An 18,637-nucleotide genomic window follows, 5' to 3' on the forward strand; every position below is an offset into this window, starting at 1 on the left:
TATTGGTAGGTACTAATTCAGGGAAAACTGAAAAAATATTATGAAAGAGCGAAGGTTTAATATGATAAATTACCAACCTATAGACTGGGGCAATGAGTGGAAATTATTTGTCTATAATTTTAAAGTATTTTGGTCAGGGCTTAGGCGACCTTTATTAGGACAACGAATTAATAAGGATACTTATAGATTTTTAGTATTTTTTTCTTTTCTGTTATTACCATCGAGTATTATTTTTTTTATTCCCTTTACATATTTTGAAATATTAGCTAGAGGTGACAGTATTTATTGTATATATATTATACATATGATAGTTCGTGTATTTTTTCAGCCTCTACTGTTAGGTAGAAGATTACAAGATTGGGGTATACCTAAATCTATAGTCTTGCTAATTTTAAGTGGCTGTATCTGGGGAACCTATGAGATGGGATATACTATGACCTTTGATATCAATCATCCTTTTATTGATCTGTCCAGCACGAAAGAAACAATTCTTGACCTACCTCAATACGTGGATTGGATGAGTTGTTTAGTTTTAGTAGCTATTTTTATACCAGATAATAAAAAGTTCAATCGATTTGGAGACTTTCCTAAGCAAGGAGTTATATTTTTTAGGTGGCGATTCAATGAATGGAAAACGGTTATTTATATAAGTCCTTTAAAATTCATTCAAAGTGGATTACTATTTTTAAAAAAATCGTTGAATTTTAGTGGCCGCACTTCTGCTGAGGAATTAGGTGGATTTGGTGGCTTTATAATAGCAATTCAGTGGTTTGTATCTGCAATGTGGTATGGTGGACAGTATGCAAATACTAATACTTTCGTAACAGTTTGTGAATGGTTACACATAATTTTTTTTATTCCCTCGGTTAGCTTATTTACACGACGGCTACACGATTGTTACTGTAGTGCGTTTTGGATTCCCTTTATGTATATTCCCATTACCAATCTTTTTGTATATGCTGTTCTAATATTTGGGAAATCATGGAAAATAGAGGATTTTGAGCTTAACGAGAATACGCTTGTGGGAAATATGAAAAATTAGGATGGATTGTAAATTAAAAAATAGCGGCTTTATGATATTTAGACCAATTAGTCATTTCGATTCTAGTCTTGTAAAAGATATAAATACAACATCTTTTTTATCTCAAAAAATTCACTTTATTAGATAAAAGGAGTATTTTGAATGATATTTACATTTAAAGATATACTAACGCCTGATGAGATATTAAGGTTAAGGTTCCTTAATAAGAAAATTTTAGATAGAATCTATTATTTTGATTATGTAAAGATGATAAATGATGACAGAGTTTTTGCAAGATCTTTATTTTTAGAATGTGATAAAAATATAATTATTATAGGAGCAGAGGAAAGTTGGAGAGCCGACGGTGAGGATTTTCAACGATTAAGAGTTGATAATATTAGTGATATTGATAATGTAAAAGAATATGTAAAAACTTTTTTTCCGAATACCGTTTCTAGAAAAAAAGAATTAGCTTTAAAATGTATAGAAATGGAAGTTAGAATTGATCGTGTTATTTGGAATAGAGAGCACTTCAAATATAGAAATCAAGATAATTATTGGAAAAGAGAATGGGATAATATGATTGTACTTTTTCTTGAGAATAATAAACAAATAATATTAGAATGTGTAACTGATTGTTTAGCGCCATGCATAGTTCTTTACAATTATTCCGATTTAAATTCTTACTTAAAAAAATATAATGAGCTGGATAGGCTAATCGGTAATTGGAATCCGGAAGATACTTATACTGCTGATATATTAGAATATAATCGATGTTTGTTAGAATAATGTGGTCTTAAATAGTAATATGAACCGGAATCTTTATGGGATACAAATAGATACTATAATTTATTAGGAGGTAAGCATGAGGAAAACTTATTTTAATAATAGTATCTATATTAGGGTTATGTATAGCTACTCTTATTTTTGTATATTCAATAGTTTGGCTAGCATTTGATGAATTTTTTGAAAGACCTGACAATATTAGATATACTGCAGTGGCATCACAAACTTCATGTATATTGTATTTTTCATAATTCTCTATAGAAATGAAAGTTTTTTATTGATATAATATGAAAATATAAAATTTATAGGTAGAGGAGTGAGTCACTTGGAGAAAGAGCAAACCCTCAATAGGGGGCTTAAGAACCGCCATGTGCAGTTAATTGCCATCGGAGGTGCTATCGGGACGGGCCTGTTTTTAGGATCGGGTCATTCCATAGCCTTGACGGGGCCGGCTATTTTATTTGCCTACATCATTACCGGTATCATTTGTTTTTTGATGATGCGAGCCCTTGGAGAGTTACTCTTATCAAACACGGAGTATCATACTTTTATTGAATTCGTGCAAGACTATATGGGTGAAAAAACCGCCTTTGTTACCGGTTGGACGTATTGGTTCTGTTGGATCTCCGTAGCCATGGCCGATATTACGGCCGTAGGGATTTACGTTAAGTATTGGTTTCCGTCCATTGAAGCATGGATACCAAGTCTCGTAACGCTGATTATTTTACTGCTTATGAATCTTGTGACGGTAAAATTATTCGGTGAAATGGAGTTCTGGTTTGCCTGTATTAAAGTAGTAGCTATTATAGCGCTGATTGTGCTGGGGCTGTATTTTATTCTTACGGGTCAGCCTACTTCAGCCGGTGTTGCCAGCTTCAGTAATTTATGGAGTCACGGAGGCTGGTTTCCGAAAGGGATGGACGGGTTTATCCAATCCTTCCAAATGGTTGTGTTTGCCTTTGCCGGTATTGAGCTCGTAGGTCTAACGGCCGGTGAAACGGAAAATCCGGAGAAGGTTATTCCGAAATCTATTAACAGCATTCCGGTGCGCATCATTTTATTCTATGTAGGTGCGCTCGGTGTTATTATGAGTATTTTCCCGTGGGATTCCGTAAATCCCGATCGCAGCCCGTTTGTTGAGGTTTTCCTGGCCGTCGGTATCGTCGGGGCTGCATCCATGGTTAACTTTGTAGTACTCACATCGGCAGCATCGGCCTGCAATAGTGGCGTGTTCAGTACGAGTCGCTTGCTCTATTCGTTGGCCAAACGCAATCATGCACCGGGGATTCTTGAAATTTTGACGAGTAAACAGGTGCCGGCTAACGCTTTGTTTTTATCGGTACTCGTAATTTGCCTCGTTGTGGCCTTGCAATATGTGGTGGCGGAAGGGGTATTCGTTATTATTTCCAGTGTGTCCACGTTCTGTTTCCTCTATATTTGGGGGATTATCACTATTTGTCACATGAAGTTTATTCGCAAGCGTCCTGATTTGGCGGCGAAAAGCGTATTTAAAATGCCGTTATTCCCATTCTTGAACTACTTGGTATTGGCGTTCTTTGCCTTCGTTATTGTTACCTTGGCCTTTAATCCGGCCACGAGAGTTGCACTCTTTGTAACGCCGGTATGGTTCATCATGTTGCTTTTGATTTATCAGTTGAAAAAGGAAATTGCATAATATCTGAGCAAAGATGAATTGCGAAAACGAACTGGTGATATATAGCAGAGAAAATATAATCCGGAAAATATAATACGTTAAGATACTCTATAGGGGTATAAAAAAGAGTTCATTAGGTCATATGACCCGATGAACTCTTTAGGTTGCTTGCGTTATGCTGTTAGTTGCTTTTTAGAATTATAAAGCTTTGTCAAAAACAGCTTTAATTAAGCGTTTAGTTTCGTCGTAAGATTCGCCCGGTTGAGCTTCATACTGTTTATCCAAGTCGAACCAAAGATTTGGATAGTATTCGTACGGATGAGTTTTGAATAATTCGTGAGCATCCTGATCTTCTACCCAATTAATTTTAATATCTTTGTATTGTGGATTTTCAGCTTTTAATTCGTCGATGGCTTTGAATGCGTTTTTGCAATAAGGGCAACCATTTAAATGGAATCCTAAAATTTCTTTCATAGTTATCTGTCCTTTTCGTATTAATAATAGAAACAAAAAAGGGAGTGGTTATCGTACCACTACCCTTAGTGTATCACAAAATCATACAATATTCAATTTTATAAATATAGAAATATCAAGAATTATAGGATTTACAATTACATAATCTCTTGATAGAAATCTATAATTACATTATCCCTAAATAGTATCTTTTAATAGAGTCCTACGATTACATCGTTCCTTGGTAGAATTCCAAGAATTGCTTGCTTACCAAAGAAGGCGTATGGCCTTTGACTACGATAAAGCTCTTGTGAAAACCGGTGGACAACTCGGGTAACCGAATGCGCGACATTTTGCGACCATGTACTTTTTCTTGTGAATCCATGGGAATAATGGCGACCGATCGGCCAAGCTGCGCCCATTCGATGGCGGAGCTCTTGGTAGTCGTTACAGAGACAACGTTTAAGTTGTTAAAGAGGCGACTCGCACTTTGCATAAGCATGCGCACCGATCCGCCGGATAGGCTGAGGGGGCAACGGGCGATTTCCTCCCACGTGAGGCTGTCTTTTTCCTGACTGCTCCAGAATACGTCATTCCGAAATACGGCATAGAGTGACTCCGGCTGGGTAAAAAGAATATCGAAGCGGCTGGTGTCCACCATTTGGGAATTGCAAAGACCGATTTCGGTGCGTCCGTTTAATAATGATTCCGTAACATCGCTCATGAGACCTTCGTATATTTCGTAGTGCACGGAAGGATATTTTTGTGAAAAAGCATGTAAATATTGCTGTATCAGCCCCGTTGAGCGCGAGGCGGATGAGCTGATGCGGAGTGTCCCTTCCACCGCAGAGTTTAAGCGTTTTACATCTTCGTAGGTCGCCTCTTCAATCGCACATAATTGTTGGGCTTTTTCATAGAAAATGCGACCTGCTTCGGTGAGACGAAAATTAGCCCCTCGTTGACCGCGTTTTATATGCAGGAGGGGCGTACCGAATTCGGCTTCCAAATATTTAAGCTGTTTGCTCAGGGCCGGTTGTGTGATGTGTAAGATGTTGGCTGCCTGAGTCATATTGCCTGTTTGTACCAAGATAATGAAGTTGTAATAATATGATGTGTCCATGAGAATCCTCCCTTTGTTTTAGTCGGATTGTCATGACATGTAGTTTTGGGCGTACTACTTTACTATATGTTTACTTTATATTGTACTATGGTACGAGAGTTTTGTCAGTACCCCATGGGGTATAAACGAATCGCAGATTAATCGTTGTAGGGGAGGGCTACCATTTTTTCTTCCAACGGCTCCCACGTCTGTTGACCGTTAGTTAGGTTAGTCATGGTAGTTGCCAACGTATTTATATCAGCCGGATCCACATAGATTAAAAGGCGTACCTGTTCGGCAAATTCTGACTCGTAGTGATAGCCCTGCTCTTGTAAAAACCGTTCGATAGCGCCGTAATAGCTGTAATCGATGGTAAGGGCTACAATTTGGCGCGGTGCGTAGAGTGTTTTCGGTGCATCGTGAATGACTTCCGCCGCACTGTGGGAATAGGCTCTGATGAGTCCGCCGGCGCCCAGTTTGATACCGCCGAAATAGCGGGTGACTACAATTAAGGTATTGGTGATGCCCGTCTTTTTCAAAACTTCCAGCATCGGTTTACCCGCCGTGCCGGACGGTTCACCATTATCTGAGGAGCGTTGTTGTTCTTGGCCGGGGCCTAAGGCGTAAGCCGTACAATTATGCGTGGCGTCCCAAAACTCCTTGTTGATGCGGGCGATACCGGCCTGCGCTTCTTCTTCCGTTTCGCAGGGAATCGCGGTGGCGATAAAGCGGGATTTTTCTACAATATATTCAATACGATGCTCTTTGGCAACCGTAATATAGGATTTCATATATACCCCCCTGTAAAAATGTTTTTAATTTTGGATGATAGTATTTATCAAATCGGAAATTTTAAATGCGAATAATGGCCTAAAGACCATGTATAAAGCTAAGTATAGCTACTGTGTTTTATGTATTTTATGATACGTAATTTTTTACAATTGCACAATACCCCCTTGTTGACCTTTTGGGGGTGAAGGTATAACATAATATACAGATGAGATACCCCATAGGGGTATCGAGAAGGAGATGAAAATCCCCGATGCTTTTCGTTTTTACAGCAGTTTTAAGCTGTTGTTAAGATAGAGTAAGGAGGAAGTAAGATGCTTACAGATATGGAAACAGAGAAATTAACTCGTCGCCTGCGCCGTATCAAAGGTCAGGTAGAAGGCATCGAAAAGATGATTGACGATCATCGTTATTGTGTAGAAGTGTTACAGCAAATAGGTGCCGTAAGAGCGGCTTTATATCAAGTTGGCCTTCTAATGTTAGAAAGTCATTCTCGCTCATGCGTAGTGGATGCCATTAAAAGCGGCAAGGAAGATGATGCCATTACGGAATTGATGGGTGTTTATAAATCACTCCATAAGTAATAAATTCATTAATTGACACTAAGTTGTGTATCATTTATTGAAATAAACAATGCGTTATGATTCGTTTGAATTAGCGAAATTAATTGCAATACAGTAGAGTTAAAAGGATGTGTTATATATGAGTCAAAAAAGTAATGAATTCGACATCACCGGCATGCACTGTGCCGCCTGTGTCGGTCGTGTTGAAAAAGTCGTCAGTCGCATGGATGGCGTAGCTGATGTAAAGGTTAACCTCTTAACCCGTAAAGGCAGTGTTACCTATACGGATGACAGCAAGGTAACCCCTGATGACGTAATTAAAGCTATTACGGGTATCGGTTTTGGTGCTACCCTCGCTGAAGAAGGGGTTCAGAAACTTGAAAAAGTTAATTACAAACCTCAATTATATCGTATGATTATTGCTGCCGTTATGGCTATTCCGATGATGGTCAGCATGATGGGTAACCATTTATTCGGCTGGCCTATGTTGCCTCATTGGGTAGAATTGGTATTGGCTACGGTTGCTCAGTTCGGTCCGGGCCTCGTGTTCTACCAAGGTGCTTGGAGCGCTATTAAGAGCGGTTCCTTGACCATGGATGTATTGGTTGCGTTAGGTACTTCGGTAGCTTACTTATTTAGTATTTACAATATGTATGTAGGCAGCCACGACATGTATTTTGAAACGTCCGCATGGCTCATTACCTTCATCTTATTAGGTAAGGTCCTTGAAGAAGTAGCCAAAGGTCGTACGTCCGAAGCGCTTGAAAAATTGATGGGCTTAACACCAAGTATTTCTCACGTGCAGCGTGACGGTCAGTGGGTAGATATTCCAACTGCCGAAGTTCAGGTTGGCGATATTCTTCAAGTTCGTGCCGGTGAAAAAGTTCCGGTTGACGGTGTTGTGATTGAAGGTCAATCGGCGGTTAACGAATCCATGTTGACCGGGGAAAGTTTGCCGGTTGAAAAATCCGTAGACAGCAAGGTTATCGGTGCTACCGTTAACGAAACCGGTGTTTTCACCATGCGCGCCGAAAAAATCGGTTCCGACACTATGTTGTCGCAGATTATTAAAGTTGTAGAAGCTGCGCAAACCTCCAAAGCGTCCATTCAGCGTGTAGCCGATGTGGTTGCTGCTTATTTCGTACCGACCGTTATTGCCCTAGCCGTATTAACATCTCTCGTATGGTATTTCGGTTTTGATTCAACTTGGGGCGTAGCTCTCATGCACGGTACGGCCGTATTGGTTATCGCCTGTCCTTGTGCCTTAGGTTTAGCGACCCCAACCTCTATCATGGTAGGCTCCGGTTTGGGTGCTGAACACGGTATTTTGATTAAGAGTGCCGAATTCCTTGAACGAGCCGGCAAATTAAATGCCATCGTATTGGATAAAACCGGTACTATCACTAAAGGTACCTTGATGGTAAGTAAAACTGTTAACTTCGCCGGTGATGAAAAAGTAAACACCGGTATTATGACCGCTATCGAAAGTTTGACAACTCACCCAATCGCCAAAGCTATGGCAGCGTATGGTACTACTGAATTGGGTAACGGTGTATTACCGAATGTTACCGGTTTTAAAGAAGTGCCCGGTCATGGTCTTGAAGCTGTCGTAGCTAATCAGATGGTTCAATTAGGTCACAGCCGCTGGATGCAGTCCTTAGGGTATATGAATGAAACGATTGAAAAAGCCGTTCTCGCCGAAGAAGAACGAGGCGCTTCCGTATCGCTCTTAGCCGTTGGCGGTGAAATCAGAGCTTTATGGGCTGTAGAAGATGAAGTTCGTCCGGAAGTACCGGAAGTGATTAAGACATTACAGAACCGCGGCATTGAAGTTTGGATGCTTACCGGTGATAATCGTCGTACCGCTCAATACATAGCCGACAAAGTGGGGATTACCCATGTTATGGCGGAAGTGTTGCCTCAGGATAAAGCCGGTAAGATTGATGAATTGCGTAAATCCGGTAAAGTTGTGGGCATGGTTGGTGACGGTATCAATGACGCACCGGCCTTGACTTTGGCTGATATCGGTTTTGCCATCGGTAACGGTACGGATATTGCCGTTGAAGCGGCCGACATCGTACTTGTTCGTAATGATTTGAACACCTTGGTTCAGGCCGTAACCTTAAGCCGTAAGACAATGACGAATATTCGTCAGAACCTCTTCTGGGCGCTTATTTTTAACAGTCTAGGTATTCCATTGGCTGCCATCGGTATGTTAACACCAATCGTAGCCGGTACGGCCATGGCTTTCAGTTCCGTTACGGTTGTTACGAATGCGCTTCGCTTGAAACGAGCTAAACTTGACTGATAATCGGTAGCACTGATTTAGGCGGTTCAAAGTAAGGCGCAGTAAAAAGCAAAATTAAATAAGACAAGTTAAAGTGAATTCCGTAAATCGAGGTTAATCTTAATTAACCTCGATTTTTCATTATTGGTTAACTTTGTATTTTTGTATTCAGTTAACATAAAAGAAGATAACAAGTCTGAAACAACGGCATTTATCAATATAGATTAAGGTTCTACTTAATTAAAGACTTTATTACTTTTCGTAATAACAGATATAAAAAGAGGCAATTTTACTAAATGGAGAGGGAGGTATATACTATCTGTAGAGAACGAAGCTGGGGGACTGAAGCGAGCAGTTTTTCAGTCGATTTTCTAATCTCCGTATTAGCGAGCGCTGCAAACTGTACGCTAATAGAGATAAAAATTCAATATTCACTACCGAGAAAGAAAAGCACCACGATGAAGCGAGCATCGTGGTGTTTTTCTGTTTATTTCACTTGTTAAGGAAAAAACCTTGACAGGGCATATTAACTCTGTTAGAATAACGTGTAAAGTTTTTTAGCTTGACACCGTGAAGGAGTGAGTTGACATGGAAGAAAGAGTTTTGATTAGCTTGCTGTTAGACTTCTATGGCGCTCTTTTGACGGAGCGTCAGCGCCAATGTTTGGTTCTGCATCATGAAGATGACATGTCTTTGGCGGAGATTGCCGAGGAAATGGGCGTATCGCGCCAGGCTGTATATGACAATATGCAAAGGGCCAGACAATTATTGGAAATGTATGAAAGCAAGTTGCACTTGGTGGCTCAGTATGAAGAGCGAGAACGTTTGATGAGCGCCATGCGTAGTGAATTAGACAGATTGAAAGCAAGTGTGGGCCGGGATGAGTTCCGCACTTCCACCAATATATTATATCAATTAGTTGCACAGATGGAGGGGTAGGATGGCTTTTGAGAATTTAACCCAAAAACTGGAAGAGGCTTTGAAATCCCTAAAAGGTAAAGGCAAAATTGAAGAAGATGATCTGAAGCAAGCCCTGCGTCAAGTGCGCTTAGCCATGATTGAAGCGGACGTAAACTTAGGCGTTGTTAAAGATTTTATCAATAACATTAAAGAAAAAGCCATCGGCCAGGAAATCTACGGGAACTTGAATCCGGTACAGACGGTTATTAAAATCGTTAAAGACGAATTAACCGACCTGTTGGGTGGCGTACAGAGTGGGATTACCATTTCCTCCAAACCGCCGACAGTAATTATGCTGGTTGGTTTGCAAGGGGCCGGTAAAACGACAACGGCCGGTAAATTAGCCGTTTACTTACGTAAGAAAGGTAAGCATCCAATGTTGGTAGCTGCCGACGTATATCGTCCGGCCGCTATTAAGCAGTTGCAGGTGGTTGGTAAACAGATAGATATTCCCGTGTTTGCCGATGAAACGCCGGGTGCCAATCCTGTAAATATTGCTCGTGACGCCATCGCGGCGAGCACATCCATGCTTAAAGATGTAGTAATCATCGATACGGCCGGTCGTTTGGCCATTGACGAAGTCCTCATGACGGAATTAGTCAACATCAAACAGTCCGTACGACCTCATGAAATTCTCCTCGTTGTGGATGCCATGATCGGTCAGGATGCGGTACAGACGGCGAAGACGTTTAACGAGCGCCTCGGTATCGATGGCGTAGTTATGACTAAGCTTGATGGTGACGCCAAAGGCGGGGCCGCCTTATCCATTAAATCCGTAACCGGTCGCCCTATTAAATTTATGGGTACCAGTGAAAAGATGGATGGTCTCGAAGAATTCAGGCCGGAAGGCATGGCTTCTCGAATCCTCGACCTCGGTGACTTGGGGGCTTTGATTGATAGAACCAAGGAACTGGTAAATGAGGAAGAAGCGAAAGAATTGGCCGATAAAATGCGGCGTAACGAATTCACGCTTGATGATTTCTTGAAGCAAATGAACCAAGTTCGCAAAATGGGTAAATTCCAAGATTTATTGGGATTGATTCCCGGCATGGGCAAAGTTAAAGATCAATTAAAAGATATAGATTTAGATAGTAAAGAAATTCGTCGTATTGAAGCGATTATCCAATCGATGACGCCTCAAGAAAAGACGAATCCTAAAATATTGAACGGCTCTCGCCGTAAACGCATCGCTATGGGCTCCGGCACTCGTGTGCAGGATGTAAACCGTTTAATCAAGCAGTTTGAAGAAGCTCAGAAGATGATGAAAAAAATGGGATCTATGCGTAAAGGTAAAAAAGGTATGTTACCTAAACTGCCAAACTTACCGTTTATGGGTTGATCATAGAAGATATTCTTACAAGGAGGTGAAATATACATGTTAAAAATTCGTTTAACTCGCTTGGGCGCTAAAAAAGCTCCATTCTATCGTATCGTTGTAGCCGATTCCCGTGCTCCTCGTGAAGGTCGTCCGGTAGACACTATCGGTCAGTACGACGCTACTAAGTCCCCGGCTGTTATCAACATTGATGAAGAAAAAGCTTTGACTTGGTTAGGTAATGGTGCACAACCAACCGACACTGTTCGTTCCCTTTTCAAACAGCACGGTGTTATGCAGAAATTTGCTGATGCTAAGAAGTAATTCATAGAGAGGCATACTGTGATGAAAGAATTAATTACATTAATTGCGAAGTCATTGGTTAAGCAGCCTGAAGCCGTTTCTGTTACCGTGACCGTAAAAGGTGATGTGGAAGTCTATGAAGTTCACGTGGCACCGGAAGACATGGGTAAGGTTATTGGAAAGCAGGGCAGAATTGCTAAAGCAATCCGAGCTGTCGCAAAAGCAGCAGCTATTAAAGAAAACAAAAAAATATCCGTTGATATTGTCTAAAGGGTGAGAAAACATGGAAGAAATGACAGTACGTGTTCCTGTAGCTATCAAATCGAAAGTTACAGAAGGGCTCAAAGCTAAGCTTATTGCCGATCTTCAGCAGCGTTTGGATCTTGTTGAACAGGACTTACAGCAAATCGAATTCCAAGCTAAACGTTTACTCAGTGAACAAGCTAAAATCGATGCGCAAGGTCTTATTCAATTACGTCAGCAGATTGAAGAAGAAAAGCAAAAACGTTTAAACTTTAAGGCGGACGTAGCAGCCAAATTAAAGGATGCGGAAAAGCTTGAACTTGGTTCTGAAATTAGTCAGGGCACTATGGAACAGACCATTACGGTTAAAGTTGGGGATGACCTCGACGCTTTAATGGGTTCTGAAATTTTGCTCGAAGACGGCAAAATTGTCGCTTTCCGTAAATAATGGATCGGAATGAGCTGATTACCATAGGCGTTATTGTTGCCCCGCACGGTGTGCGGGGTGATCTTCGTATAATGCCGCAGACCGATTTTCCCGATCGGTTTTTGACGATGGATGCCTGCTACATTGATGGTAAAGAATACCACATCACATCCGCTCGTTATCATAAACAATTTATTTTGGCGACTTTTAAAGAAGTGCCGGATCGTAATGCTGCCGAATTGATGGCTCGCAAGGAAATTCAAGTTCCTCGCGACCAGTTGGTGGAATTGCCGGAAGGCCGTTACTACATTTTTGATATCATCGGTTTAACCGTGGAAGATACAAAGGGCCATGTACTGGGTACCGTGTCTGATGTATTGCAACCGGGCGCCAATGATGTGTATGTAGTCAAACAGGAAGGTCAGCCTGATTTATTATTACCTGTGTTGGAACATGTAATTTTAGATATTGATGTTGAAGGCGGTAAGATTATTGCCGATCCGCCGGAATGGATTTAATAGAGCAGCCGAGACTTAGGTGAAAGGCCTTTAGGCCGGAAAGGATAATGTGATACTATGAGAATTGACATTATTTCTTTATTCCCTGAGTTCTTTGCTGCTTTTTTTGACCATTCTATTATTAAGCGAGCTATGACTGCCGAGCGCCTTACTATGGAAGTAACGAATCCCCGTGATTTTGCTCACAATAAGCATAATCAAGTGGATGATACACCCTATGGGGGCGGGGCCGGGATGCTCATGATGGCGCCACCCATTTTTGAAGCTGTGGAGCATGTATTGGCAAAAACAGCGGAACAGGTTGATGCACCAGAATCAGCTGAAGCGAACGAACCTGCTCCAGAGCTGCGAAAACGGGTCATTTTCTTAGGTCCTACGGGCAGTACTTTTAATCAGGCCAAGGCACGAGAATTGGCGACTTACGACCAGTTGGTGCTTATTTGCGGTCATTATGAAGGCGTCGATTATCGCGTGGAAGAGCATTTAATCGATGAAACGATTTCCATCGGTGACTTTGTGCTTACCGGCGGTGAACTGCCGGCCATGGTTGTGGCTGATGCGGTTGCGCGCATGATTCCGGGCGTTCTGGGGGCTGCTTCGGGGGCGATTGAAGATTCCTTCTACAGGCCTATTTTGGAAGGGCCGCAGTACACCAAACCACCGGTTTTTCGAGACTGGGAGGTTCCGGAAGTATTGCGCAGCGGTCATCACAAAAACATAGCCACATGGCGCTTACAGCAGGCCTTATTGCGTACTCGCCGTTTGCGTCCGGATTTATTGGAACGCGAACTTACAGATGATGAAAAACGGGCCATTAAAGAATTGGAAAAACAAGGTCTATGGAAACCATAAACAGGTGGAAATTTCATAGGCCTTTTTTGTATAATGTATGTAATGATAGTTTGACGGACGGCAGGCTTTAAAGGCGCTTACAGCTAAGCCGACTTGATTTACCTGTTTGCCCGAAGTTTACGTTTTTAGAAATGAGGGACTGCTATGAAACCACGCATTGCAATTACGGCCGATACTTATATGGATGCTACGAACAGCACCAATTTACAACGAGCACCGTATGTATCTCGTGAGCTGGTAGAAGTGCTCAGTGCATTGGGATGTATTCCGTTTATTTTACCGGATGTACCGAATGCCATCGGCGAAGACTATTTTGAATTATATGATGGTCTTATTGTTCATGGCGGCCCCGATGTAGATCCTCATTTATTCGGTGAAGAACCGCGTCGTGAAATCGGTATGGTGAATTATAAACGGGATGTGTTTGAGCGTGAATTGATTCAGGCTACCGTTAAGGTGCGTAAACCTATCTTGGGTATCTGTAAAGGGGCACAAATCATCAACGTAGCATTAGGCGGTGATTTGTATCAGGACATCAAAACGCAGTGCCCGAATTCGTATATTAAGCATTCCCAAAAAGCGCCCGGCGGCTATCCTACTCACAGTATAACCGTGGCCAAGGACAGCTTTTTACATGCTGTGTTAGGGTTAAATACTTTGGTCAATTCCCGCCATCATCAGGCGATTCGTGAGGTTGCTCCTTCATTGAAAGTAACGGCTACCAGTCTCGACGGCATTGTGGAAGGCATTGAAAACAATGATGCGTCCGTAGTGGGCGTACAGTGGCATCCTGAAAATATGTGGCGTGAACACGAAGATATGTATGCTCTTTTTGAAGCGTTTGTGTCAAAAGTTAAGGAACGCATGTAATACAGGAAAACTTACTTCTAATCATAACGGACTTATTTTAATAATAGCGGGCTTGAACGATAGTGAAGATGACTCATAGACTGTGATTAATTCGCTAATCTGTTTGGTCTATAGTTCTATAGATGCTATAATAAAAAGATAAATAGTTTTAGAAGGAGATTATTATGCGAATTATAGGTATAGACCCGGGCACCGCTATTTGCGGTTATGGCATTATCGACGTGGACGGCAGTCGGTTGCAACCCGTTGCTTACGGCTGTATTACAACCACGCCGCAGGACACGGATGCCATGCGGCTTGAAATATTATTCAATGATTTAAGTGATATTTTGGAAGAATACCGGCCCGATAAATTTGGCGTAGAACAATTGTTTTTTAATCGCAATGTAACGACTGCCATTGCCGTAGGACAGGCGAGGGGCGTCATTTTGTTGGCCGCCAGCCAACGGCGCATCCCTATTTATGAGTATACGCCGCTACAGGTTAAGCAGGCCGTAGTAGGCTATGGTCGTGCAACTAAAGAGCAGGTTATTTATATGACTATGAATATGCTCGGAATTCGTGAGAAAATTAAGCCCGATGATACGGCCGATGCCTTGGCCATTGCCATTTGTACTGCTCACAGCTCCCATGGCGATGACTTACGGCGCCGTTTGCAGTTATAGATTTTGTAGGAGGCAGTAGTTCATGATAGGTTTTCTTCGTGGTATCATTAATCAGATTTTTCAAGGCTCCTGTTTTATTGATGTGCATGGTGTAGGTTATCGCGTATATATTTCCGGAACCACCCGCGATGCGTTAATAGAAGGACAAGAAGCATTATTATATACCCATATGAGTGTTCGCGAAGATGCGATTCAGCTCTATGGATTTGCTACACAAGACGAATATGATCTTTTTACTTTGCTGATTTCCGTATCCGGTATCGGGCCAAAAGTGGGGCTCGGTATTTTGTCCGGGCTGTCCGTGGATGGTATCAAAGTGGCCATTATGAATGGCGAATTGGGAACACTTACGAAGCTTCCCGGTATCGGTAAAAAATCGGCCGAGCGTTTGGTGCTCGAATTAAAAGATAAAATCGGTAAATTTACGACGGCACCGGCCCCTCAGGCGGCTCTTGATACGGCGGTACATGTTGCGCAAACCGGCATTGCCGGTGAGGCGGCGGACGCATTAATGGCCTTGGGCTATCGGGAATCGGAATTTGTTGATATACTCACTCAATTGGATAATGGTGAGCGAGATGTGGCGACATTGATACGCGACGTATTATCTGAATTGGGAAAGGGTAGGTAGTCATGAAAGAAGAAATACGTGTGGTTGACAGTCAAAGCCGCGTGGTGGGTAAAGAAGAACAAAGTGGCGACACTTGGCAGTTCTCTTTGCGACCGCGCTATTTGCACGAATACATCGGCCAAACGGATGTAAAAAATAATTTAAAAGTATATATTCAAGCGGCGAAAGAACGTAAAGAAGCGCTTGACCATGTTTTGCTATACGGACCGCCGGGGCTTGGAAAAACTACCTTGGCCGGCATTATTGCTAATGAAATGGGCGTAAACTTCCGCATTACATCCGGACCGGCCATTGAACGTTCCGGCGATTTGGCGGCGCTCCTCAGTAATTTACAGGACCATGATGTATTATTCATCGATGAAATACATCGTTTATCCCGTACGGTAGAAGAAGTGTTGTATTCTGCTATGGAAGATTATTCTTTGGATATTATAGTCGGGAAGGGACCGAGCGCTCGTTCGGTGCGCATCGATTTAAGACCGTTTACCTTAGTCGGCGCTACCACTAAGGCTGGTGCTCTTTCGGGACCGTTACGTGATCGTTTCGGTATTATCAATCATTTGGAATATTACAAGCAGGATGAGTTGGAATTCATCGTAAAACGGGCGGCGGAAGTATTGAATACAAAGATTACCGATACCGGAGCCGCTGAAATTGCCCGTCGTTCCCGGGGAACCCCGCGTATTGCGAACCGCTTGTTGAAGCGCGTCCGCGATGTGGCGCAAGTACTGGGTGACGGTGAAATTACCAATATCATTGCCGATGATGCCTTGCAGCGTTTAGACATTGACCAATTGGGACTCGATCGGGTAGACCGGGTAATTTTAAAAACAATTATTGAGAAATTTAACGGTGGCCCTGTCGGCATCGATACGATTGCGGCGGCTACCAGTGAAGAGCGCGATACCATCGAAGATGTGTATGAACCGTATTTGATGCAATTGGGCTTTTTGATTCGCACTAGTCGTGGGCGTATGGCGACGCAGTTGGCTTACGACCATTTGGGTATTACGAATCCGAATGTTAATGCATCTAGTCAGGGGGATTTATGAGATTGAGAGCAGTAAATCGTGTAATTTTGGCAGCCGTTTTAAGCTGTTTGATGACATCGGTTGTGCCCGTTTGGGGGGCCAGTGTGACGGTCACTAAAGAAGGGTCTGAGTCGACAACGACGACTACGACGATTAAAACACCGGTAAAAGAAACTAAATCGACGACAACGGTGGTAACGAAGGCGAATAAAGATACCCATACGGTAACTACGACGAAAACTACCACGATTACTACGAAGTCGGAAAGTAAGAGTGCTGCAAAAGCTACTGATACAAAAAACAGTGCTACCGCTTCAAACTCTAAGTTTACGAAAGTGCCGGCCTTTAATACGCCACAGCAAGCTAATATTCCGGCCATTCGCGTTTTATTGGCGATGCGCAGCAGTACTTGGCCCGTAGCCGGTAGCGGCCAGTTGGCAGTGTATACGAGTAATAAATCACCATTTGCCAAGTTTGCCGCTACGGACACAGTAACAATCGGCGTTAAAAATAATAAAGTGACGGTAAACGGCAAAACTGTAGACGGTTCTGCCTATATTAAATCGTGGCAAGGCAATGTAGAAGGCACTATTTTGCTGGATAGTAAACCGTATCGCGGCGCCATTAAAATTGTGCCCACTTCGTCAGGCGGCATGATGCTCATTAATGAAGTTTCTATTGAAGAGTATTTGTATGGCGTGGTACCGGCAGAAGTATCGCCAAGCTGGCCTCAAGAAGCTTTGAAAGCACAGGCCGTCGCAGCGCGCACCTATGCTTTATACAATATGAAACAAAGTGCTGCCAAAGCTTACGATGTGCAGCCGACCACGAATCATCAGGTCTATAACGGTCAGGCAGCGGAATTTAACAGCACTACGAAAGCCGTGGATGATACCAAAGGCATGGTGGTGCAGTATAAAGGACAGCCTATTGAAGCCTTGTTCCACTCCAATGCGGGTGGTTACACGGAAAACAGTGAAAACGTGTGGGGCAGTAATGTGCCGTATTTGCGCGGCGTTAAGGATTATGCCGATTACAAGCAAAGCGGCGACAGCTTTGCCTGGACCGTTAAACTTACGCGGGCCGAAATGGAAGCGAAGTTGCGTGTAGCCGGTAAAGATGTGGGCACCCTTAAAGAAATTAAACTCAGTACCTTGCGCCAGCGTCCTATGAAGTTTAAAGATCGCGGCGTGTCCGGTCGAGTTATGACGGCGGATTTTGTAGGTAATAAAAAGACGCTTACTTTGACGGGCGAGACGATTATGAAAATATTCGGCTTGAAATCCACCTTGTTTGATTTCTACGTAAACGTGAAAGTGCCGTCTACGGCGGATAGTTTTAAAAATCCAAAAGCTTATCACACGTTTAAAAAGGCAACTGATACCGTTTCGATTCGCGGTTATGGCTGGGGCCATGGTTTAGGCCTGTCCCAGTGGGGGGCAGCGGCTATGGCGGCGAAAGCACCTACGTCGGCTAAGGATTATTACAAAACGATTTTAACGCACTATTATACGGGTGTGACCATAGATAAAGCGTATTAATTTATCTCGCATAGGTATGCATAGCTAAGCCTGATAGATGGGAAATATGCGTAATCTCAAAAAACGTATTAACTACAGTTTGAAAGAAGGAAGTTTTACCATGAAGGTAACAGATTTTGATTATGAATTGCAGGAAGAACTGATTGCTCAGCATCCGGTGGAACCGCGTGATACATCGCGTCTTATGCTCCTTGATAAGGTGACCGGTGAAGTGGCTCACAAGGATCATTTTTATGACATCATTGATGAATTATCCGACAATGATGTGTTGGTCTTTAACGATACGAAGGTAATTCCCGCTCGTTTATACGGTCATCGCCGGGGCAGTGGCGGCAAAGTAGAAGTATTGCTCCTCACGCCTTGTGGTGAAAATAAATGGGAATGCTTGGTCAAACCGGGTAAAAAATGCCCGATTGGTCAGGAATTGGTATTCGATGACCGCTTGACCGGTAAAGTATTGGATAAAACAAGCTTTGGCGGTCGTATCATTGAATTTACGGCACAGGGTGTTTTCGACGATATCATTCAGGAAATCGGCGAAATGCCGTTGCCGCCATATATCCACGAAAAATTAGAAGATAAAGACCGTTATCAGACGGTGTATGCTCGTGAAAAAGGGTCGGCCGCCG

At 42.6% G+C, this 18,637-nt stretch carries 21 protein-coding genes; 18 read left to right on the forward strand and 3 right to left on the reverse strand.

Going from position 1 to position 18,637, the window contains the following annotated elements; translation table 11 throughout:
• Positions 1 to 61: 61 nt before the first annotated feature.
• From QZL64_RS05085 to QZL64_RS05095, 3 genes are all read left to right on the forward strand, one after another.
• Positions 62 to 1,042, forward strand: a complete 981-nt coding sequence (locus tag QZL64_RS05085; RefSeq protein ID WP_021840920.1) for a DUF805 domain-containing protein — start codon at positions 62 to 64, stop codon at positions 1,040 to 1,042.
• Positions 1,043 to 1,183: 141 nt separating this feature from the next.
• Positions 1,184 to 1,810, forward strand: coding sequence for a hypothetical protein (locus tag QZL64_RS05090; RefSeq protein WP_021840921.1), 627 nt, complete (start codon positions 1,184 to 1,186; stop codon positions 1,808 to 1,810).
• A 322-nt stretch (positions 1,811 to 2,132) separates the two neighbouring features.
• Positions 2,133 to 3,482 carry an amino acid permease gene (locus QZL64_RS05095; RefSeq protein WP_021840922.1) on the forward strand — a complete coding sequence of 450 codons (1,350 nt, stop codon included), beginning with the start codon at positions 2,133 to 2,135 and terminating at the stop codon, positions 3,480 to 3,482.
• Positions 3,483 to 3,659: 177 nt separating this feature from the next.
• Here QZL64_RS05095 and QZL64_RS05100 read toward each other — a convergent pair whose 3' ends face one another.
• The 3 genes from QZL64_RS05100 to QZL64_RS05110 form a co-directional block, all read right to left on the reverse strand.
• A complete protein-coding gene (locus QZL64_RS05100; RefSeq protein ID WP_021840923.1) occupies positions 3,660 to 3,935 on the reverse strand; it encodes a thioredoxin in 276 nt (91 codons plus the stop codon).
• A 208-nt stretch (positions 3,936 to 4,143) separates the two neighbouring features.
• Positions 4,144 to 5,034 carry a LysR family transcriptional regulator gene (locus QZL64_RS05105; RefSeq protein WP_021840924.1) on the reverse strand — a complete coding sequence of 297 codons (891 nt, stop codon included), beginning with the start codon at positions 5,032 to 5,034 and terminating at the stop codon, positions 4,144 to 4,146.
• 137 nt (positions 5,035 to 5,171) lie between these two features.
• Positions 5,172 to 5,804 carry a YigZ family protein gene (locus tag QZL64_RS05110; RefSeq protein WP_021840925.1) on the reverse strand — a complete coding sequence of 211 codons (633 nt, stop codon included), beginning with the start codon at positions 5,802 to 5,804 and terminating at the stop codon, positions 5,172 to 5,174.
• 312 nt (positions 5,805 to 6,116) lie between these two features.
• Between QZL64_RS05110 and QZL64_RS05115 the strand changes: the two genes are divergently transcribed.
• The 15 genes from QZL64_RS05115 to QZL64_RS05185 form a co-directional block, all read left to right on the forward strand.
• Positions 6,117 to 6,386, forward strand: coding sequence for a metal-sensitive transcriptional regulator (locus QZL64_RS05115; RefSeq protein ID WP_021840926.1), 270 nt, complete (start codon positions 6,117 to 6,119; stop codon positions 6,384 to 6,386).
• Between the two features lie 118 nt (positions 6,387 to 6,504).
• The gene (locus tag QZL64_RS05120; protein WP_021840927.1) at positions 6,505 to 8,673 is read left to right on the forward strand and encodes a heavy metal translocating P-type ATPase; all 2,169 of its coding nucleotides are present in this window, start codon (positions 6,505 to 6,507) and stop codon (positions 8,671 to 8,673) included.
• A gap of 567 nt (positions 8,674 to 9,240) precedes the next feature.
• A complete protein-coding gene (locus tag QZL64_RS05125; protein WP_021840928.1) occupies positions 9,241 to 9,591 on the forward strand; it encodes a putative DNA-binding protein in 351 nt (116 codons plus the stop codon).
• A 1-nt stretch (position 9,592) separates the two neighbouring features.
• The gene (gene ffh / locus QZL64_RS05130; RefSeq protein WP_021840929.1) at positions 9,593 to 10,951 is read left to right on the forward strand and encodes a signal recognition particle protein; all 1,359 of its coding nucleotides are present in this window, start codon (positions 9,593 to 9,595) and stop codon (positions 10,949 to 10,951) included.
• A 36-nt stretch (positions 10,952 to 10,987) separates the two neighbouring features.
• On the forward strand, positions 10,988 to 11,251 hold the full coding sequence (gene rpsP / locus QZL64_RS05135) for a 30S ribosomal protein S16 (protein ID WP_021840930.1): 264 nt from the start codon (positions 10,988 to 10,990) through the stop codon (positions 11,249 to 11,251).
• Between the two features lie 21 nt (positions 11,252 to 11,272).
• The gene (locus QZL64_RS05140) at positions 11,273 to 11,500 is read left to right on the forward strand and encodes a KH domain-containing protein (protein ID WP_006556455.1); all 228 of its coding nucleotides are present in this window, start codon (positions 11,273 to 11,275) and stop codon (positions 11,498 to 11,500) included.
• A 13-nt stretch (positions 11,501 to 11,513) separates the two neighbouring features.
• A complete protein-coding gene (locus QZL64_RS05145; protein WP_021840931.1) occupies positions 11,514 to 11,921 on the forward strand; it encodes a YlqD family protein in 408 nt (135 codons plus the stop codon).
• Positions 11,921 to 12,418, forward strand: a complete 498-nt coding sequence (gene rimM / locus QZL64_RS05150) for a ribosome maturation factor RimM (protein ID WP_021840932.1) — start codon at positions 11,921 to 11,923, stop codon at positions 12,416 to 12,418. The genes QZL64_RS05145 and rimM overlap by 1 nt, the downstream gene beginning before the upstream one ends.
• Before the next feature lie 57 nt (positions 12,419 to 12,475).
• Positions 12,476 to 13,270, forward strand: a complete 795-nt coding sequence (gene trmD, locus QZL64_RS05155; RefSeq protein ID WP_021840933.1) for a tRNA (guanosine(37)-N1)-methyltransferase TrmD — start codon at positions 12,476 to 12,478, stop codon at positions 13,268 to 13,270.
• Between the two features lie 144 nt (positions 13,271 to 13,414).
• The gene (locus QZL64_RS05160) at positions 13,415 to 14,140 is read left to right on the forward strand and encodes a gamma-glutamyl-gamma-aminobutyrate hydrolase family protein (protein WP_021840934.1); all 726 of its coding nucleotides are present in this window, start codon (positions 13,415 to 13,417) and stop codon (positions 14,138 to 14,140) included.
• Between the two features lie 164 nt (positions 14,141 to 14,304).
• Positions 14,305 to 14,805 (forward strand): crossover junction endodeoxyribonuclease RuvC, encoded by a 501-nt coding sequence (ruvC, locus tag QZL64_RS05165; protein WP_021840935.1) that lies wholly within the window; start codon positions 14,305 to 14,307, stop codon positions 14,803 to 14,805.
• A 22-nt stretch (positions 14,806 to 14,827) separates the two neighbouring features.
• Positions 14,828 to 15,436 carry a Holliday junction branch migration protein RuvA gene (gene ruvA / locus QZL64_RS05170; protein ID WP_021840936.1) on the forward strand — a complete coding sequence of 203 codons (609 nt, stop codon included), beginning with the start codon at positions 14,828 to 14,830 and terminating at the stop codon, positions 15,434 to 15,436.
• A gap of 2 nt (positions 15,437 to 15,438) precedes the next feature.
• Positions 15,439 to 16,488: a Holliday junction branch migration DNA helicase RuvB gene (gene ruvB, locus QZL64_RS05175; RefSeq protein ID WP_021840937.1), complete on the forward strand. Its 1,050-nt coding sequence runs from the start codon at positions 15,439 to 15,441 to the stop codon at positions 16,486 to 16,488.
• Positions 16,485 to 18,008, forward strand: a complete 1,524-nt coding sequence (locus QZL64_RS05180) for a SpoIID/LytB domain-containing protein (protein ID WP_021840938.1) — start codon at positions 16,485 to 16,487, stop codon at positions 18,006 to 18,008. The genes ruvB and QZL64_RS05180 overlap by 4 nt, the downstream gene beginning before the upstream one ends.
• A 100-nt stretch (positions 18,009 to 18,108) precedes the next feature.
• Positions 18,109 to 18,637: S-adenosylmethionine:tRNA ribosyltransferase-isomerase (locus QZL64_RS05185; protein WP_296309333.1), on the forward strand; the 529-nt coding region annotated here is incomplete at its 3' end.

Origin of the sequence: Veillonella sp. CAG:933 (genome assembly GCF_000431435.1) — a bacterium.
Lineage (GTDB): Bacteria > Bacillota > Negativicutes > Veillonellales > Veillonellaceae > Veillonella_A.

Bases quoted from the DNA above. Each gene is read 5' to 3' on its own strand.
- QZL64_RS05160 (WP_021840934.1), top strand. From the start codon at position 13,415: ATGAAACCACGCATTGCAATTACGGCCGATACTTATATGGATGCTACG.
- ruvB (WP_021840937.1), top strand. From the start codon at position 15,439: ATGAAAGAAGAAATACGTGTGGTTGACAGTCAAAGCCGCGTGGTGGGT.
- QZL64_RS05120 (WP_021840927.1), top strand. From the start codon at position 6,505: ATGAGTCAAAAAAGTAATGAATTCGACATCACCGGCATGCACTGTGCC.
- QZL64_RS05180 (WP_021840938.1), top strand. From the start codon at position 16,485: ATGAGATTGAGAGCAGTAAATCGTGTAATTTTGGCAGCCGTTTTAAGC.
- QZL64_RS05140 (WP_006556455.1), top strand. From the start codon at position 11,273: ATGAAAGAATTAATTACATTAATTGCGAAGTCATTGGTTAAGCAGCCT.
- QZL64_RS05100 (WP_021840923.1), bottom strand. From the start codon at position 3,935: ATGAAAGAAATTTTAGGATTCCATTTAAATGGTTGCCCTTATTGCAAA.
- rpsP (WP_021840930.1), top strand. From the start codon at position 10,988: ATGTTAAAAATTCGTTTAACTCGCTTGGGCGCTAAAAAAGCTCCATTC.
- QZL64_RS05085 (WP_021840920.1), top strand. From the start codon at position 62: ATGATAAATTACCAACCTATAGACTGGGGCAATGAGTGGAAATTATTT.
- ruvA (WP_021840936.1), top strand. From the start codon at position 14,828: ATGATAGGTTTTCTTCGTGGTATCATTAATCAGATTTTTCAAGGCTCC.
- ruvC (WP_021840935.1), top strand. From the start codon at position 14,305: ATGCGAATTATAGGTATAGACCCGGGCACCGCTATTTGCGGTTATGGC.
- QZL64_RS05105 (WP_021840924.1), bottom strand. From the start codon at position 5,034: ATGGACACATCATATTATTACAACTTCATTATCTTGGTACAAACAGGC.
- QZL64_RS05145 (WP_021840931.1), top strand. From the start codon at position 11,514: ATGGAAGAAATGACAGTACGTGTTCCTGTAGCTATCAAATCGAAAGTT.
- ffh (WP_021840929.1), top strand. From the start codon at position 9,593: ATGGCTTTTGAGAATTTAACCCAAAAACTGGAAGAGGCTTTGAAATCC.
- trmD (WP_021840933.1), top strand. From the start codon at position 12,476: ATGAGAATTGACATTATTTCTTTATTCCCTGAGTTCTTTGCTGCTTTT.
- rimM (WP_021840932.1), top strand. From the start codon at position 11,921: ATGGATCGGAATGAGCTGATTACCATAGGCGTTATTGTTGCCCCGCAC.
- QZL64_RS05110 (WP_021840925.1), bottom strand. From the start codon at position 5,804: ATGAAATCCTATATTACGGTTGCCAAAGAGCATCGTATTGAATATATT.
- QZL64_RS05090 (WP_021840921.1), top strand. From the start codon at position 1,184: ATGATATTTACATTTAAAGATATACTAACGCCTGATGAGATATTAAGG.
- QZL64_RS05125 (WP_021840928.1), top strand. From the start codon at position 9,241: ATGGAAGAAAGAGTTTTGATTAGCTTGCTGTTAGACTTCTATGGCGCT.
- QZL64_RS05115 (WP_021840926.1), top strand. From the start codon at position 6,117: ATGCTTACAGATATGGAAACAGAGAAATTAACTCGTCGCCTGCGCCGT.